We start from the raw sequence: 16,276 nt of genomic DNA, 5'->3' as shown, positions 1-16,276 counted from the left end.
TCTATGTAAAAAGCCAGCGCTATCGACAGCTGGCTTTTCTATGTAAATTTTAAAATTATCTTAGCGTTCCACGGTCTGATATTGTTTAACGTATTTCGATTGCTGCATATATTTTTTCTCCACGTATACAAACGTTATAGTAGAAATAGCTACGATAACAGGTATGGATATGAAATTTATCGACCAGAATGTGTACTTGCTAATTTGGGATAAGTCGACGAGAGTGGAGGCGAATTTGAATGTCAGGTACATCGCGGGTAAGTGCATGAGGTAAATGCTGTAGCTAATATCACTCAGCCTATTTAAGAATTGATAATGTAAAATTCGAGGATTAGCTACGGTAATGCAAACGAAAAACAACGAGGTCATTGCAAAACGTATGTAACCATAGCCAGGAACGTCTAAAAGTCCGCATGTAAGTATGAATGTAGTGGCTGCGATTATAGTGGCTACTAGTTTGAATGGTTTGGTGAATTCTGCACGGTGAATAACAGCAGCAATAATACCGGTTAAGAAATATGTCCAGCAGACGACAGCAGATGTACCCAAATCTACTGCCGCTAATGTTAGAGCCGCTACTAAAGCCGCATATCGATATTTTGAATAATAACAAATAGCTATAATTGGAAGTGCTGCATAAAATCTCCATTCGTGAACCAATGTCCATGTTACGGAGCTTAGCGGAACGAGTGATATATCACCTATTTTTAACGGATTATCAATAAAATTAAAAGTGCTAATTCCTGCGAGTGTTAATAGAGTTTCTCTTGTAAAAATAGGCTGCGTTGTGAACGCGACTGCTATCAAAATTACTACTAGCGATGACAAGTAATAGAGTGGAGCAACTCTTTTGAGCCGTGAAATAAAAAAGACGTTCCAGTCTATATTTTGGCCTTTTATTACTTTGTCAAAAAAAAGAAAACCGGTAATACAGAAAAAAATCTGCACGCCAAAAGATCCTAGGTTAGGATAAATCTGACCCCACGATGAAAATGTCGAGTTGGTAACCCCTAAGTTTGTGAGAACAAACGGAGCGTGGTTAATAAATACAAATACGGCCGCGAGACCACGAAGGCCGTTAATGAACTTGTACTGGTGAGGAACTTCCGCGCTTTCGATTTTACTCCTGCACAAATATGAAAATACAATAAATGACATAATAATCGTGGTGGAAATTATGAAAGTTTCAATGTTGTATTCAGTCTTCATTGTAAGGGCTCATGGAACGCAAAAAGCAGGCGTTTATAGTGGCAGATATGTTTCGCCAGTCGATGCTGAGCACTGTTCAGCACCATTCGTATCAAATTGTACCTAAAAGCTTTGCAGATGTCCTCTGTGTCATGTACAAAAAAATATCTTTATGGATGAAACAGCTGGCTAATACCGGGCGCGCACTGTTTATTCATCTGGAATTTTCATACCCGATCAGACACCGGTGCTTGCTCTGCATACGACTTAACGAAAATTTTGAATCGATATCACGATTGCGCTAGTGTATAGCCATTCTGACGAAGATCGTCGTAATTTAATTGTCGACTTGCTGGCATAGTGGTTTACGCATTGTTAGCTCAACGGGAGGCACAATTGGAACGTGAAACTCACTTTTGGATTCATTGCGTCAAGGCGATAGCGATTGTTATGGTAGTTGTATTGCACGTCACCGCACCTTATCACTATCAGTACAACGAGATGGCGTCGTCAAGCTGGAGCGTTGTGAACGTATATGAGGCTATTGTACGTCCTTGCGTGCCTCTGTTCTTCATGTCATCAGGATTTCTATTACTAGGATTTGATGAGTCTGCAATAAATTTTATTCTAAAACGCATAAATAGAGTGCTTCTGCCATTAGCATTTTGGACCGCGATTTATGTTATTTGGATAGTCTATTACCATAAGCAAAGATACGTAGATTTTGGCGGCGTTTACCAAATGTTTTTTTATCCTGTCAGTTATCACTTATGGTTCATGTATGCGATTGTCGGCTGTTATTTGTGCTTGCCTATTGTGCGCAAGCTAACTACATGCGGCCATTCGGATCTTTTATATTATTACTGTGCGATTTGGTTTTGTGCAGTAGCAATAATGCCTCTGCTGCAGAAACATTTTTCCTTAAAGAATCAGATTGATTTGTCATATGCCACAGGGTATCTGGGTTATTTTTTACTCGGGTATTTGTTTGGGACGAGAACCTATAGTAAACGACATGCAATTATCGCTTTTCTGTTTGTTGTTCTTTCTACGTGGATCACTGGCTATGCCACTTCTGTCCTGACCTCCGAGAACAATGGAACATTGGTCAGCGATTTTACGTCGAATTTTTCTCCTAGCGTGATAATAGCTTCAGTTGCGTGGTTTGTTCTAATCAAATCTGTTTGTTCAATCAAATTATTGGGTTCTTACAGCAGATGTAAGTCTATGGTGGTTTCTCTAAGCGAGGCAAGTTTTGGGGTATACTTGGTACATGTAATTTTGGTTAATCTAGTTGGCGATTTCTGTGGTAATTATTATCGGCGTGGCGCAGATAATTTTATCTGGATGTTGCCGTTTATATCTTTAGTTGTCTTGATTTGTTCGTATGTGCTCGTAATTATTTGCAAGCGAAATTATTATATGAAGAAGTTTGTCGGCTTTTGATTCTCTGGTAGTTGTATGATTGCTCCCCAGGAGTATTGCGCATCAAAATATTTACGTCGTTCTCTCATCTTAATGACTCGACCATCATAAGGAAATAATTACACCAACAAACAGGGAGTTTGGATAGATGCATCGGATACAGCGGGCGGATCCCGGCTAAACAGTAGTAAATCAGTATATGAAGGGTATAAGTCGATATTTTATTTGTTTCTATTCATCAGATTGAGGACGGATTTCTTAAACACTCGATTCACCATTGATCGGATGTTTGATAGTTGGAATTTATCACTATCGTAATTTGCTATGCTCCATAGCACCGCTAGAACCCGAAGAGCAATAAGTTCTGTACGCATCTAAGAGTAGCGTAACGTGAATGTTCTGCAAATTTGCTAGGACTCACTTTATCGGTTTAGTCTATTTTCATCATCTCTTAAGCCGTCCGATTTTCGCAACCAGAATTTCATAGCTTCGGACGATTGAAACAGCCGGCCGTATCAGGATTGCCCACACCTATGACGTTACCAACAGGCCGTAACTCTCTGTCTCCCATACCATTGTAGGCCCCGAATGCTTTAGGAATATGAATTTTGAGCCAACAACTCCGCTGCCCGGAGGGATTGATGCGCCAGTGTCAGACGGGGCGCGGTGTTGGATTGTTCTTGTCATTGTCTCCAATACTACCGTAGCTTTGTCTGTTTCTAACTATAACCAACGCATCAGTTAGCAATTTTGGCACCCTTCTCCAGATTTCTTACTTTCGCCAATTTTGTCATTCCAGACAATACGAGGCGTACGAAACAGTTGGATGTTTTTGCTTAATGCTTCGCCGATTTGGTGGGTCTGCCTCTGTTCCACAATGACGTGCTTGGCTTTCACCGCTGAGGATGATGTCCGCGACTCCAGTGTCTCTACCACTCATTCATCCAGTGCAAGACTAGTCAGCACCGCTGTATTGATCGACATGGAATATTTAGAGTTCGCAGTGGCGCCGTAATTTCGGATAGTGGCTCCTTGATCCGACACTGCCAAGCTGATCCGACGTATGCGGTAAGCGCAGGAACTGAAATAATAACGAATTGCGTCCAGTTTTACGTAGTTGTGTTTAGTGTTGTGGTGCGGAAGTTCATAGAGCTTAAATTGGCCTTATATTACCTAAACTTGCGATAAATTGTGATTAGCCATATTTTTTATTATACAGACAGTTATCTGATCTCTATGTACCACCCATAAACGTTCACATTCTGAAACGGACGTTTTTTTGACGATCCCGGAAAGTCGCCTAAGTTTATATGGCAGCTTCGGAAAAGCTGCTTTCTTACTCGATCGTTATGGAGCTTCACTTATGCGAACTGGTTATCTCTCCTCTCTGATTTTTGCTTTCCTCACGAACGTCTCGATATCTGCAGTTGCGGCGCCAACCCCAAAAACTGAGGTTGGCAATGCGCCTCTGGTTGTGGAGGTGGCAACCAAGGCCTCCTCAAGCAAGGTTGATCTGAACCAAGCCGATGCAGCCACCCTGCAGCGAGAGCTGGCAGGTATCGGCGAGGCAAAGGCACAGGCCATTGTTGCCTACCGGGAGAGTAATGGTCCCTTTTCTTCGATTGACGAGTTGCTCGAAGTGAAAGGTATCGGCAAGGCAATCTTGGATAAAAATCGCGAGAAGTTGCAGCTGAACTAAGCTTGTAACCCAGCGCTGAAGGCCGGTCTTTGACCGGCCTTTTTGCATTCTGGGTAGGCCAGTTGCGAACCTTTCGTCGTCAGGCAAAAAATTACGGCTATCATATTGGTTAAAGATTATGCCTATAATAATTCCGATTCCTCACGAAGAGGTTTGTGCGTTTCCCCGTCCATCACAGGAGCAACCCAAATGTATTCCCCCCAACCCCAAGGCACAGCCCTCGTCACCGGTGCATCCTCCGGCATCGGCGCGATCTACGCTCAGCGCCTGGCCGCACGCGGCTACGACCTTCTACTGGTCGCCCGCGACGAAACCCGCCTCCAGACCGCCGCCACCAAAAAACGCGCAGACCACAACATCCAGGTCGAAGTCCTCAAGGCGGACCTGACCCAGAAAGACGACGTACTCAAACTCGAACAACGCCTGCGCCGCGATTCCGGCATCACGCTCTTACTCAACAACGCCGGTGTCGCCGCCGACGGTCTGCTTGCCAATGCGGATCTCGACCAACTCGACCGTCTGATCCAGCTCAATGTCACCACCATCACACGCCTGGCATCAGCCGCCGCCGCAAGTTTTGCCAAGGCTGGGCGGGGCACGATTATTAATATCGCCTCGGTGGTCGCGCTTTTTCCTGAGCGTTTCAATGCGACCTATAGCGCCAGCAAGGCGTATGTTCTGAGTCTGACTCAGTCGCTGAATGCGGAATTGGACGGCACGGGTGTCAAGGTGCAAGCAGTATTGCCGGGCGTGACGCGCACTGAGATTTGGGAGCGCTCGGGGATTGATGCGACGCAGATTCCGCCGGACATGGTGATGGACGCGGATGAGATGGTCGATGCGTCGCTGGCGGGTCTGGACCAGGGTGAGCTGATCACCATTCCTTCGTTGCCGGATGCTGCCGATTGGGATGCGTTTGTGGCGGCGCGTTTTGTGATGGCGCCGAACCTGTCCAAAAGCAAGGCCGCTTCGCGTTACAAGTGAGTGGTTCTCCATTGATTTGAGGGTATTGCGGTATGAGTGATCGTCGTGTGGTTGTAACCGGTATGGGTTTGGTCTCTCCGCTGGGTAGCGGGGTCGAGGCGGTGTGGGCGCGGTTGTTGGCCGGGCAGTCTGGCTTGCGCAATTTGCCCGACGACGTCGTGGCGGATTTGCCGGCGAAGGTTGGCGGCGCGGTGCCTACGATGGCTGAAGATGCTGAGGCGGGTTTTGACCCGGACCTGGCGACGCCGCCTAAAGAGCAGAAGAAGATGGATCGCTTCATTATGTTCGCCATGGAGGCGGCGCGTCAGGCGCTGGCGCAAGCGGGCTGGCAGCCTCAAGACGCTGAAGCCCAGGAGCGCACGGCGACCATCATCGGTTCTGGCGTTGGTGGTTTTGGCGCAATCGCTGATGCGGTGCGCACGACCGACAGCCGTGGTCCGCGACGGTTATCGCCATTCACGATCCCTTCTTTTCTGGTGAATCTGGCGGCGGGTCATGTATCGATCCAGCACGGCTTTAAAGGTCCGTTGGGTGCTCCGGTAACGGCGTGTGCGGCAGGTGTTCAGGCGATTGGCGATGCGGCGCGGTTGATTCGGTGCGGCGAAGCGGACATTGCAGTGTGTGGTGGGGCGGAGGCGGCGATTGATCGTGTCAGTCTGGCCGGTTTTGCGGCGGCGCGGGCATTGTCCAGTGGCTTCAACGGTACACCGGAGTGTGCTTCTCGACCGTTTGATCGTGATCGTGATGGTTTTGTGATGGGCGAGGGCGCGGGGCTTCTGGTGATTGAGTCGCTGGAGCATGCATTGGCGCGGGGCGCACAACCGTTGGCCGAACTGGTCGGTTATGGCACGAGCGCCGATGCCTATCATCTGACGGCGGGGCCGGAAGATGGCAGCGGCGCACGCCGGGCGATGTCGCAGGCGTTGGCCCAGGCGGGCGTTTCACCGGCGCAGGTCCAACATTTGAACGCGCATGCGACGTCGACGCCGGTTGGCGATCTGGGCGAGTTGGCGGCGATCAAGGCGTTGTTCGGAACAGAAAACAAAATTGCGGTGACATCGACCAAATCGGCTACCGGGCATTTGTTGGGTGCGGCTGGCGGTCTGGAGGCGATTTTCACGCTGTTGGCGATTCGCGACCAGATGGTGCCGGCAACGCTTAATCTGGAGAACCCGGATCCGGCCGCACAGGGCGTGGACATTGTGCAGGGTCAGGCGCGGCCAGTGGCGATCGAGTATGCGCTGTCCAATGGCTTCGGTTTTGGCGGGGTGAATGCCAGCGTGTTGTTCAAGCGCTGGGCGGGTTAGTGCCGGAGTGTTAGTGACATTGGGCAAATTTGCGTGTGGCACGAATAGTGATTGCCTGTTCGGACGCGTTCGGTGTGTAACAACGCGTTCCCGTCACTGATCAAGGATTTGTGCCATGTACAAAGATTACCCGGCGGCCTATCAAGTCAGCAAAGGCTCGGCGTTGCAGGTGGACAAGGCGTTTTATCAACGGATTCGAGACGATAAAGAGGGTCGTACGCTGATCGAGCAGTTCGAAGTGCCGATCCGCACTGGTCGCGCATGGAAGGTTCCTGCCGGGCATGTGTTTCGAGTGACCACACCGGTTGGCCCGCAAGTGGGTGATTTTAACGTATGGAATGCCAACGATCCGCGCGAACGTTTATGGGCGGCGCGCACCCGGCAGCTTCAGGGTGCGCATGTCAGTACCCATGACCGGTTGTGGTCGAATCTGCCGTTCCTTCGGCCGCTGGTGACGATCACTGACGACAGTCTGGCGGGTTACGGCATCGATGAGCATGGCGGCCGTTTGCATGACTTGCTCGGCACGCGCTGCGATCCCTATGTAAACAAGATGCTGACGGGCGAGGATTTTCATCATCACTGTCATTCGAATCTGACACGGGCAGTTTTGCCCCATGGCCTGACCGAGTTCGACGTGCATGATGTGCTGAATATCTTCCAGTGCACCGGGTTGAATCATGACGACATGTATTTCATGAAGGCGTGTCCGGCGCAGAAGGGTGATTACGTGGAGTTTTTTGCCGAGATTGATTTGTTGTGTGCGCTCTCGACGTGCCCGGGTGGGGATTTGTCACTGGCGATGTGGGGGCCTGATGCGCAGGATCCGCTGAGCGTCTGTCGCCCGCTTGGGGTGGAGATTTATCGGTTGGAGGATTCGTTGCTGGAAGGTTGGAGCCAGCCCGAGCGTGCGGCGTATGACGGGATGCATGGGTTGAAGATTGAGAAGGCGGATTGGGAGGAGTAACGATTCCTAGGCTGCGCCAACGAACATGTAGCAGCTGGCGCAGCCTCCCGAGGCTGCGCCAGCTGCTACATGGTTGGTCATTGCGGTTGCTTCAGCGGTCCTGCGCATCCTTGGCATCCGCTTGCGCATTGCGTTCAGCAACCCGTTTGCGTTGCTCATCGGTCAGTTCAACCTTGTTGGCGGTATCGCGCAACATCATCAGGCCACCAACGATCGAGCCGATTGCAACAACCAGAATCAACCAGGCATACCAGGGCATAGGGCTCTCCTTGAGGGCAGGCCGGTTGGCGGGTTTCGTCAACCGATCGTGCATATCTATTTGAGCGACTGATTATCGCAGTGGTTCCATTCTATGCCTGACCGCATCCAGTGCCGCACATCTTTGTAGAAGCGGCTGACGGCTTGCTGACGACACCGGTTCATGTGGGAGCCGGGCAAGCCCCGGGCTTGCCCGCGATAGCGGTGGTTCAGGCAACATTGATGTTGGCAGCAAGAGCCCAATCGCGAGCAAGCTCGCACAGGGGGGGCGGTGTCCTGGCGAGCGGCTACAGCTCTGCGTTAACGGCTACTTCTGTTCGGCAAGACACTCGCGCAATGCGGTTTGCCAATCAGGCTGACTCACGCCCCAATCACGCTGCAATCGACTGCAATCCAGACACGAATTGAGTGGTCGGGCGGCAGGCGTGGGGTAGTCGCTGGACGGAATCGGCAGCAACTCCGCGCAAGGCTTACCCTGCTGACGCAAAGCGTCGCCAATCGCCTGGGCAAATCCAAACCACGAGGTTTTGCCCTGAGCGGTCAGGTGATAGGTGCCCCAGGCGGAAGTCCCCGATTGCCAGCGTTTGATCAGCGCGAGGGTGCTGTCGGCGATGGTGCCGGCCCAGGTCGGCGCGCCGATCTGATCCGCAACAACTCGCAATTCCGCCTTTTCCTGCAGTAAACGCTGCATCGTCAGCAGAAAGTTGCGGCCATGGGTCGAGTAAACCCAGCTGGTGCGCAGGATCAGATGTTTACCCTGAACATCAGAAATGGCTCGTTCGCCCGCCAGTTTGCTCGCACCGTAAACCCCGAGCGGATTGGGCACATCGTCTTCGGTGTACGCGCCAACCTTGGTGCCATCAAACACATAATCAGTGGAGTAATGAATCAGCGAAATGTCCAGCGCCAGCGCTTCTTCGGCAAAAATTCCGGGCGCGGTGGCATTGATGGCAAACGCCGTTTCCGCCTCGCTTTCTGCCAGATCAACGGCGGTGTATGCCGCCGCGTTGATGATCAGATCGGGACGAATGGTGCGCACCTGCTGGCGAATCTGCTCCGGTTGCAACAGATTGAGCTGATCGCGGCCGGCTACGATCACTTCACCGACACTGCTCAGGCGGCGCTGCAATTCACGGGAGACCTGACCATGCTGGCCGCTGATGAGAATTCTCATAAGCACACGTCAGTTGCATGAGGCTTGTTATCAGTCAAAAGCGGAAGATTTACGATCATCAGTATTCCCCGGCCAACTTCGCAAGATACTGGCCATAACCGGTCTTGCCGAAGTAACGCGCGCGCTCCAGCAATTGCTCGCGGTCGATCCATTTGTTTTCGTAAGCGATTTCTTCCAGGCACGCGACTTTCAGGCCCTGACGATGTTCAATAGTTTGCACATACTGCGAGGCCTCGAGCAGGCTGTCGTGGGTGCCGGTGTCGAGCCAGGCGAAACCACGTCCGAAGCGTTCGACTTGCAGATCGCCACGTTCCAGATACGCGTTGTTGACGTCGGTGATTTCCAGTTCGTCGCGTGGCGACGGTTTGACCGCTTTGGCGATTTTGATTACGTCGTTGTCGTAGAAGTACAAACCGGTAACGGCATAGCTGGATTTCGGGCTTTTCGGTTTTTCTTCGATGGACAGGGCGCGGCCTTCGCTATCGAAATCAATCACCCCGAAGCGCTCTGGGTCTTTGACCCAATAGCCGAACACGGTGGCGCCGGACGGGCGTTTGACGGCGCTCTTCAACTGATCGCCGAAGTGCTGGCCGTGGAAGATGTTATCGCCGAGGATCAAGCACACCGGATCTTCGCCAATGAATTCTTCGCCAATCAAAAAGGCCTGTGCCAGGCCATCCGGGGACGGCTGTTCGGCGTAGCTGAAATTGACCCCAAACTGACTGCCGTCACCCAGAAGATTACGGTATTGCGGCAAATCTTGCGGAGTAGAGATCAATAAGATGTCTTTGATGCCGGCCAGCATCAACACCGAGATCGGGTAGTAGATCATCGGTTTGTCGTACACCGGCAGCAGCTGTTTCGATACGCCGAGCGTGATTGGATGCAGACGCGTGCCCGAGCCGCCCGCCAGAACTATTCCCTTGATCATGCGAGCAACTCCTTTGTATTGATGGCGCCCAGGCGTTCGCCCTGATAGCTGCCGTCCTGAACCCGGCGGCACCATTCCAGATTATTGAGGTACCACTGAACGGTTTTGCGCAGGCCGGTTTCGAAAGTTTCTTCCGGCACCCAACCGAGTTCGCGTTCGATCTTGCTGGCATCGATGGCGTAGCGCAGGTCGTGGCCCGGGCGGTCCTGAACGAAGGTGATCAGGTCGGCGTAGTACGCGATGCCTTCAGGTTTCTGCGGCGCCAGTTCTTCGAGCAGCGCACAGATACCGCGCACCACGTCGATATTGGTTTGTTCATTGTGGCCGCCAATGTTGTAGGTTTCGGCGATCTGACCTTCGGTGACGACTTTCAAAAGCGCACGGGCGTGGTCTTCGACAAACAGCCAGTCGCGCACTTGCAGGCCATTGCCATACACCGGCAGCGATTTGCCTGCCAAGGCGTTGAGGATGACCAGTGGAATCAGTTTTTCCGGAAAATGGAACGGGCCGTAATTGTTCGAGCAGTTGGTCAGCAGCACCGGCAAACCGTAGGTGCGGTGCCACGCGCGGACCAGGTGGTCGGACGCGGCTTTGCTGGCGGAATACGGCGAGCTTGGCGCGTAAGGTGTGGTTTCGGTGAACAGATCGTCGACGCCGTGCAGGTCGCCGTAGACCTCATCGGTGGAGATATGGTGAAAGCGGAACGCGCTTTTTTCCGGCTCGGCGAGGGTTTGCCAGTAAGCGCGGGTGGCCTCGAGCAGGCTGTAGGTGCCGACGATATTGGTCTGAATGAAATCCGACGGGCCGTCGATGGAACGGTCGACGTGGGATTCTGCAGCCAGGTGCATGATCGCGTGCGGCTGGAATCGCGCGAGCACGGCGCTGACGGTCGCCTGATCGACAATGTCGGCCTGGACGAATTCATAACGCGTGTCGTTGGCGATGCTGGTCAAGGATTCAAGATTGCCAGCGTAGGTCAGCTTGTCGAGGTTCAGCACTTCATGGCTGGTGTTTTGAATTAGCTCGCGAATAAGCGCGGAGCCAATGAAACCGGCACCGCCGGTGATGAGGATACGCATGGATGCCAGCCTTTTTCAGAAGTCGATAACGCTAATGGGCATAGCTTGTCGGCAGGAGCGGGGTAGTGCAATAGAAGTGTTGATCCGATTTGGATTTTGTCGAGGTGTGTGTGGTGTCCACATTTTTTGAAATGCGCCAGCTCCCAACGGGGGCAAGCCCCCTCGCCACAATGGCCTTGCCATAGCTCCCGATAGGCATCACACCATGCTACTCGTGGCGAGGGGGCTTGCCCCCGCTGGGCTGCGCAGCAGCACCGTCCCATCAGGCACACCGCATCAACGCCCGTAGGAGCAAGCGGGCGGCGATCCGGCTTGCCCCGCGATGAGGCCCATCCCGCCACCGCTGTAACCAAGGCATAAACCCACTCTTTACACATTCTTTATGCCCCGCCCACCCCCTCGATCTCGCGCCTTTACACCCTCCCTCCCGACAATGCCTCCACTCGCGGCAACGAGCCGTAACACGGAGATTGACCCATGAGCATTCTGGACGGGGTGTCGCTGCTGCTGGCAGCGGCGCTGTTCATTTATCTGTTGGTGGCGCTGTTGCGCGCGGACCGGAACTAGGGGCGGCTAATGCACAGTTATGACTATTGGCTGATTCTGGCCTTCTTCGCGTTGGTGCTGATACCGGCACCGTTTCTCGGGCGGTTCTACTACAAGGTGATGGAAGGCCAGCGGACCTGGCTGTCACCGGTCCTCGGCCCGGTCGAGCGCGGTTGTTATCGCGTCGCTGGCGTCGATCCGCAGAGCGAGCAGAGCTGGCAGAAATACACCCTGGCCTTGCTCGCCTTCAACCTCGCCGGTTTTGTGTTGTTGTTCACGATCCTGCTGTTCCAGAACGACCTGCCGCTCAACCCGCAGAACCTGCCGGGCCAGGAATGGACGCAAGCGTTCAACACGGCCGTCAGCTTCATGACCAACACCAACTGGCAGTCGTACAGCGGCGAAGCCACGCTCAGCTACCTCAGCCAGATGGTCGGCCTCACCGTGCAAAACTTCGTCAGCGCCGCCACCGGTCTGGCCGTGCTGGTCGCGCTGTGTCGCGGCATCGGGCGTAAATCCAGCCGCACCCTGGGCAACTTCTGGGTCGACATGACCCGCGCCACGCTCTATGGATTGTTGCCACTGTGCCTGCTGCTGGCGCTCTACCTTGTCTGGCAGGGCGTGCCGCAAACCTTCGCGCAATATGTGAACGCCGTGACCCTGCAGGGCGTCGATCAGGTGATCCCGCTCGGTCCGGCTGCCAGTCAGATTGCGATCAAGCAACTGGGCACTAACGGTGGCGGTTTCTTCGGCGTCAACTCGGCGCACCCGTTCGAGAACCCGAGCGCCTGGAGCAACCTGTTCGAAGTGGCCTCGATCATTCTGATCCCGGCCGCGCTGGTGTTCACCTTCGGCCATTACGTCAAAGACCTGCGCCAGAGCCGCGCAATCATCGCCTGCATGCTCGCGCTGTTCCTGATCGGCGGGGCGACGTCGCTGTGGGCTGAATATCAACCGAACCCGACGCTCAACAACGCCGCCGTCGAACAGACCGCGCCGCTCGAAGGCAAGGAAGCGCGCTTCGGCACCACCGCCACCGTGCTCTGGTCGGTGACCACCACCGCCGCGTCGAACGGTTCGGTCAACGGCATGCACGACAGCCTCAACCCGCTGAGCGGCATGGTCGCGATGGTCAACATGATGGTCGGCGAAGTGATCTTCGGCGGCGTCGGCGCCGGGCTCTACGGCATGTTGCTGAACGTGTTGATCGCGGTATTCCTTGCCGGTTTGATGATCGGCCGCACCCCGGAATACCTCGGCAAGAAACTCCAGGCCAAGGAAGTGCAATTGCTCGTGGTCACCCTGCTGGTGATGCCGGTCGGCGTATTGGTGTTCGGCGCAATCGCCGCCAGCCTGCCAGGCCCGGTGGCATCGGTGAGCAACCCCGGCGCGCATGGCTTCAGCCAGTTGCTTTATGCCTACACCTCGGCCAGCGCCAACAACGGCTCGGCGTTCGGCGGCTTCGGCGCCAACACCGCGTTTCACAACCTGATGCTCGGGTTCGGCATGTTGCTCGGCCGCTTCGGCTACATCCTGCCGGTGCTGGCGCTGGCCGGCAGCCTGGCGATGAAGAAAGCCGCGCCGATCAGCCCGAACAGTTTCCCCACCCATGGCCCGTTGTTCGTGACGTTGCTGACCGTGACCATTTTGCTGGTGGGCGGTTTGACCTTCCTGCCGGCGCTGGCGCTCGGTCCGATTGCTGAACACTTGAGCTTGGGTTTCTGAACCTGATGCCAATCAGTCAGACAAAACCCGCGCTGCTACAGAGTTCGGATTACGGCATGGCTGATCGGTACTGGATTTCAGGTCTCTTTTTAGGAGCAGAACAATGAACATGCCTGCCATCAAACCGGCTGCCGCGAAGGCGCCGGAGCAAGCAAAAACCGCGCTTTCGGCGCTGTGGCGACCGGCGCTGCTGCAAGCCTTCGTCAAGCTCGACCCGCGTCAGTTGAAGCGTTCGCCGGTGATGCTGGTGGTCGAACTGACCGCCATTTTCACCACCGTGCTGTGCTTTATTCCCGACCCTGCGGTACCGACCTTCGTCGCCGCGCAAATCGCCCTGTGGTTGTGGTTCACCGTGCTCTTCGCCAACTTTGCCGAGGCACTGGCTGAAGGTCGCGGCAAGGCTCGCGCCGACAGTCTCAAGGCCGGCAGCGAGGGCCTCAGCGCACGGCGCGAAGCGGCCGACGGCAGCTTCCAGATCGTGCCCGCCACCAGCCTGCGCAAAGGCGACGTGGTGCGCGTCGCGGCGGGGGAAATGATCCCCGGCGATGGCGAGGTGATCGAGGGCATCGCGGCGGTCAACGAAGCGGCGATTACCGGTGAATCGGCGCCGGTGATTCGTGAGTCCGGCGGCGATCGTTCGGCGGTCACCGGCAACACGCGTCTGGTCTCCGATTGGTTGCTGGTGCGCATCACCAGCAACCCCGGCGAGTCGACGCTCGATCGCATGATCGCGCTGGTCGAGGGCGCCAAACGCCAGAAAACCCCGAACGAAGTGGCGCTCGACATATTGCTGATCGGCCTGACCCTGATCTTTCTGCTGGTGGTCGTCACCCTGCAACCGTTCGCGCATTTTGCGAACGGCAGCCTGCCGCTGGTGTTTCTGGTGGCGTTATTGGTGACGCTGATTCCGACGACGATTGGCGGTTTGTTATCGGCCATCGGGATTGCCGGCATGGATCGGCTGGTGCGCCTGAACGTCATCGCCAAATCCGGTCGCGCGGTGGAAGCGGCGGGGGATGTGCACGTGCTGTTGCTGGACAAGACCGGCACCATCACGTTCGGCAACCGTCGTTGCACGGCGGTGTATGCCGCGCCCGGTGTCAGCGCCATGGACCTGGCCCAGGGTGCGCTGTTTGCTTCGCTGGCGGATGACACGGCGGAAGGCAAATCCATCGTCGAGTTTCTGCGCAACCTGCATCCGCAACCGGAGCCTGCCGCCGAGTTGCTGACGGGCGTGCCGTTCAGCGCCGAGACGCGCTTGTCCGGCGTGGATTATCAGGGCCGCGTGTTTCGCAAAGGCGCGGTGGATTCGCTGCTGGATTTTCTCGGAATGAAGCGCGCCGATCTGGCCCCGGCATTGACGCGGGAAATCGAGCGGATCGCGCAGAGCGGCGGCACGCCATTGCTGGTTTGCGCCGACGGTAAATTGCTCGGTGCGATCCATCTTAAAGATGTGGTCAAACCCGGCATCCGCGAGCGCTTTGCCGAGCTGCGCAAGTTGGGCATACGCACGGTGATGGTCACCGGCGACAACCCGCTGACGGCGGCGGCGATTGCGGCGGAGGCGGGCGTCGACGACGTGCTGGCCGAGGCCACGCCGGAGAAGAAACTCGCGCGCATCCGTCACGAGCAGAACGACGGTCGCCTGGTCGCGATGTGCGGCGACGGCGCCAACGACGCCCCGGCCCTGGCGCAGGCGGACGTCGGCATGGCGATGAACGACGGCACGCAAGCGGCGCGCGAGGCGGCCAACATGGTCGACCTCGACAGCGATCCGACCAAGCTGCTGGACGTGGTGCAGATCGGCAAGGAATTGCTGGTGACCCGTGGCGCGCTGACCACCTTTTCCATCGCCAACGACGTGGCCAAATACTTCGCCATTCTGCCGGCGCTGTTTGCTTCGATTTATCCCCAACTGGGTGTGCTCAACATCATGCAATTGAGCAGCCCGCAGAGCGCGATTCTCTCGGCGATCGTGTTCAACGCACTGATCATCGTCGTGCTGATCCCGCTGGCCCTGCGCGGCGTGCGCGTGCAAGCGGCGAGTGCGGCGGCGTTGTTGCGACGCAATCTGCTGATTTATGGATTGGGTGGATTGGTGGTGCCGTTTGTGGGCATCAAGGCAATCGATATGCTGCTGACGGCGCTGAATCTGGTTTGATGATTGGTCGCAATGGCACCGCGTCGGTTGTGAGGAGCTCTTTGTAGTAAGGAGATCTCTGTGGTGAGGAGATCTCTGTGGCGAGGGGGGTTACCCCCGTTGGGCTGCGCAGCAGCCCCCAGCCCAATAAATGCGGTGTGCCAGAAGAAATGAGTGAGCAGATCGAAGGGGGCTGCTTCGCAGCCCAGCGGGGGTAAACCCCCTCGCCACAGATATGTCGTGGCACAGAAGTTTGGTGTTTTCCCAAAGAATTCGAGGAGTCTGAAATGACCAAAATGATACGCCCGGCCCTGAGCCTGCTCGTGCTCATGACCCTGATCACCGGCATCGCATACCCCTTGCTGGTCACCGGTGTCGCCCAGATTGCATTCCCCGATCAAGCCAACGGCAGCCTCGTCCGCGACGCCGACGGCAAGGTCCGTGGCTCATCCCTGATCGCTCAGGATTTCACCGGTGACGCCTGGTTTCACCCGCGCCCCTCCGCCGGCGCTTTCGCCACCGTATCAAGCGGTGCCAGCAACCTTGCATCGAGCAACCCGGCCCTGGCCACTCGCGTGAACGAAGACGCCACTAAACTGCTGGTGCCAGGACAAGGCCCGGTGCCGCTGGCCCTGTTGACCACCTCCGGCAGCGGCCTCGATCCGCACTTGCCTCCGTCGGCGATTGCCTATCAACTGGCGCGTGTCGCAGCGGCGCGAAACCTGCCGGTGTCGACGCTGCAGCAGTTGCTGGATGCGCACATCGAACAGCCGCTGGTGGGGCCGCCAGTGGTGAATGTGCTGGCGCTGAACATCGCGCTGGAAAACCTGTAAATCAGTGCCGCCGCCATCGC

Annotated in this window: 14 protein-coding genes; 9 read left to right on the top strand and 5 right to left on the bottom strand. The window is 55.3% G+C overall.

Translation table 11 applies throughout. From position 1 onward, the window contains the following. Window positions 1-60: 60 nt before the first annotated feature. Entirely contained in the window at window positions 61-1,209 is a 1,149-nt protein-coding gene (locus tag ACYZT1_RS16730; protein WP_462015797.1) for an acyltransferase family protein, read from the bottom strand. A 375-nt stretch (window positions 1,210-1,584) separates the two neighbouring features. Between ACYZT1_RS16730 and ACYZT1_RS16725 the strand changes: the two genes are divergently transcribed. The 5 genes from ACYZT1_RS16725 to ACYZT1_RS16705 all read left to right on the top strand — a co-directional run bounded on the left by ACYZT1_RS16725 (window position 1,585) and on the right by ACYZT1_RS16705 (window position 7,570). Then, window positions 1,585-2,634 carry an acyltransferase gene (locus ACYZT1_RS16725; RefSeq protein ID WP_462015796.1) on the top strand — a complete coding sequence of 350 codons (1,050 nt, stop codon included), beginning with the start codon at window positions 1,585-1,587 and terminating at the stop codon, window positions 2,632-2,634. 1,342 nt (window positions 2,635-3,976) lie between these two features. Next, a complete protein-coding gene (locus tag ACYZT1_RS16720; protein WP_462015795.1) occupies window positions 3,977-4,312 on the top strand; it encodes a ComEA family DNA-binding protein in 336 nt (111 codons plus the stop codon). A gap of 189 nt (window positions 4,313-4,501) precedes the next feature. Continuing rightward, the gene (locus ACYZT1_RS16715) at window positions 4,502-5,296 is read left to right on the top strand and encodes an SDR family NAD(P)-dependent oxidoreductase (RefSeq protein ID WP_462015794.1); all 795 of its coding nucleotides are present in this window, start codon (window positions 4,502-4,504) and stop codon (window positions 5,294-5,296) included. Between the two features lie 32 nt (window positions 5,297-5,328). Beyond that, window positions 5,329-6,603, top strand: coding sequence for a beta-ketoacyl-ACP synthase II (gene fabF / locus ACYZT1_RS16710; RefSeq protein ID WP_462015793.1), 1,275 nt, complete (start codon window positions 5,329-5,331; stop codon window positions 6,601-6,603). A 115-nt stretch (window positions 6,604-6,718) separates the two neighbouring features. Beyond that, window positions 6,719-7,570 carry an urea carboxylase-associated family protein gene (locus ACYZT1_RS16705; protein WP_462015792.1) on the top strand — a complete coding sequence of 284 codons (852 nt, stop codon included), beginning with the start codon at window positions 6,719-6,721 and terminating at the stop codon, window positions 7,568-7,570. 91 nt (window positions 7,571-7,661) lie between these two features. Here ACYZT1_RS16705 and ACYZT1_RS16700 read toward each other — a convergent pair whose 3' ends face one another. The 4 genes from ACYZT1_RS16700 to rfbB form a co-directional block, all read right to left on the bottom strand. Further along, on the bottom strand, window positions 7,662-7,829 hold the full coding sequence (locus tag ACYZT1_RS16700) for a DUF2897 family protein (RefSeq protein ID WP_017337332.1): 168 nt from the start codon (window positions 7,827-7,829) through the stop codon (window positions 7,662-7,664). A 306-nt stretch (window positions 7,830-8,135) separates the two neighbouring features. Further along, the gene (gene rfbD / locus ACYZT1_RS16695; protein ID WP_462015791.1) at window positions 8,136-9,002 is read right to left on the bottom strand and encodes a dTDP-4-dehydrorhamnose reductase; all 867 of its coding nucleotides are present in this window, start codon (window positions 9,000-9,002) and stop codon (window positions 8,136-8,138) included. 58 nt (window positions 9,003-9,060) lie between these two features. Further along, window positions 9,061-9,933 carry a glucose-1-phosphate thymidylyltransferase RfbA gene (gene rfbA / locus ACYZT1_RS16690; protein ID WP_462015790.1) on the bottom strand — a complete coding sequence of 291 codons (873 nt, stop codon included), beginning with the start codon at window positions 9,931-9,933 and terminating at the stop codon, window positions 9,061-9,063. Continuing rightward, entirely contained in the window at window positions 9,930-11,012 is a 1,083-nt protein-coding gene (gene rfbB / locus ACYZT1_RS16685) for a dTDP-glucose 4,6-dehydratase (RefSeq protein ID WP_462015789.1), read from the bottom strand. The genes rfbA and rfbB overlap by 4 nt, the downstream gene beginning before the upstream one ends. Before the next feature lie 477 nt (window positions 11,013-11,489). Here rfbB and kdpF point away from each other — a divergent pair, with 477 nt between their 5' ends. The 4 genes from kdpF to kdpC all read left to right on the top strand — a co-directional run bounded on the left by kdpF (window position 11,490) and on the right by kdpC (window position 16,256). Further along, a complete protein-coding gene (kdpF, locus tag ACYZT1_RS16680; protein ID WP_461992507.1) occupies window positions 11,490-11,579 on the top strand; it encodes a K(+)-transporting ATPase subunit F in 90 nt (29 codons plus the stop codon). A gap of 9 nt (window positions 11,580-11,588) precedes the next feature. Continuing rightward, entirely contained in the window at window positions 11,589-13,283 is a 1,695-nt protein-coding gene (gene kdpA, locus ACYZT1_RS16675; RefSeq protein WP_462015788.1) for a potassium-transporting ATPase subunit KdpA, read from the top strand. Window positions 13,284-13,386: 103 nt separating this feature from the next. Next, window positions 13,387-15,444, top strand: coding sequence for a potassium-transporting ATPase subunit KdpB (gene kdpB, locus ACYZT1_RS16670; protein ID WP_462015787.1), 2,058 nt, complete (start codon window positions 13,387-13,389; stop codon window positions 15,442-15,444). Window positions 15,445-15,710: 266 nt separating this feature from the next. After that, window positions 15,711-16,256, top strand: coding sequence for a potassium-transporting ATPase subunit KdpC (gene kdpC, locus ACYZT1_RS16665; protein ID WP_462015786.1), 546 nt, complete (start codon window positions 15,711-15,713; stop codon window positions 16,254-16,256). Window positions 16,257-16,276 lie beyond the last annotated feature (20 nt).

The organism is Pseudomonas sp. PB3P13, assembly GCF_054897735.1.
This window is presented reverse-complemented; position numbering and strand designations above follow the sequence as displayed.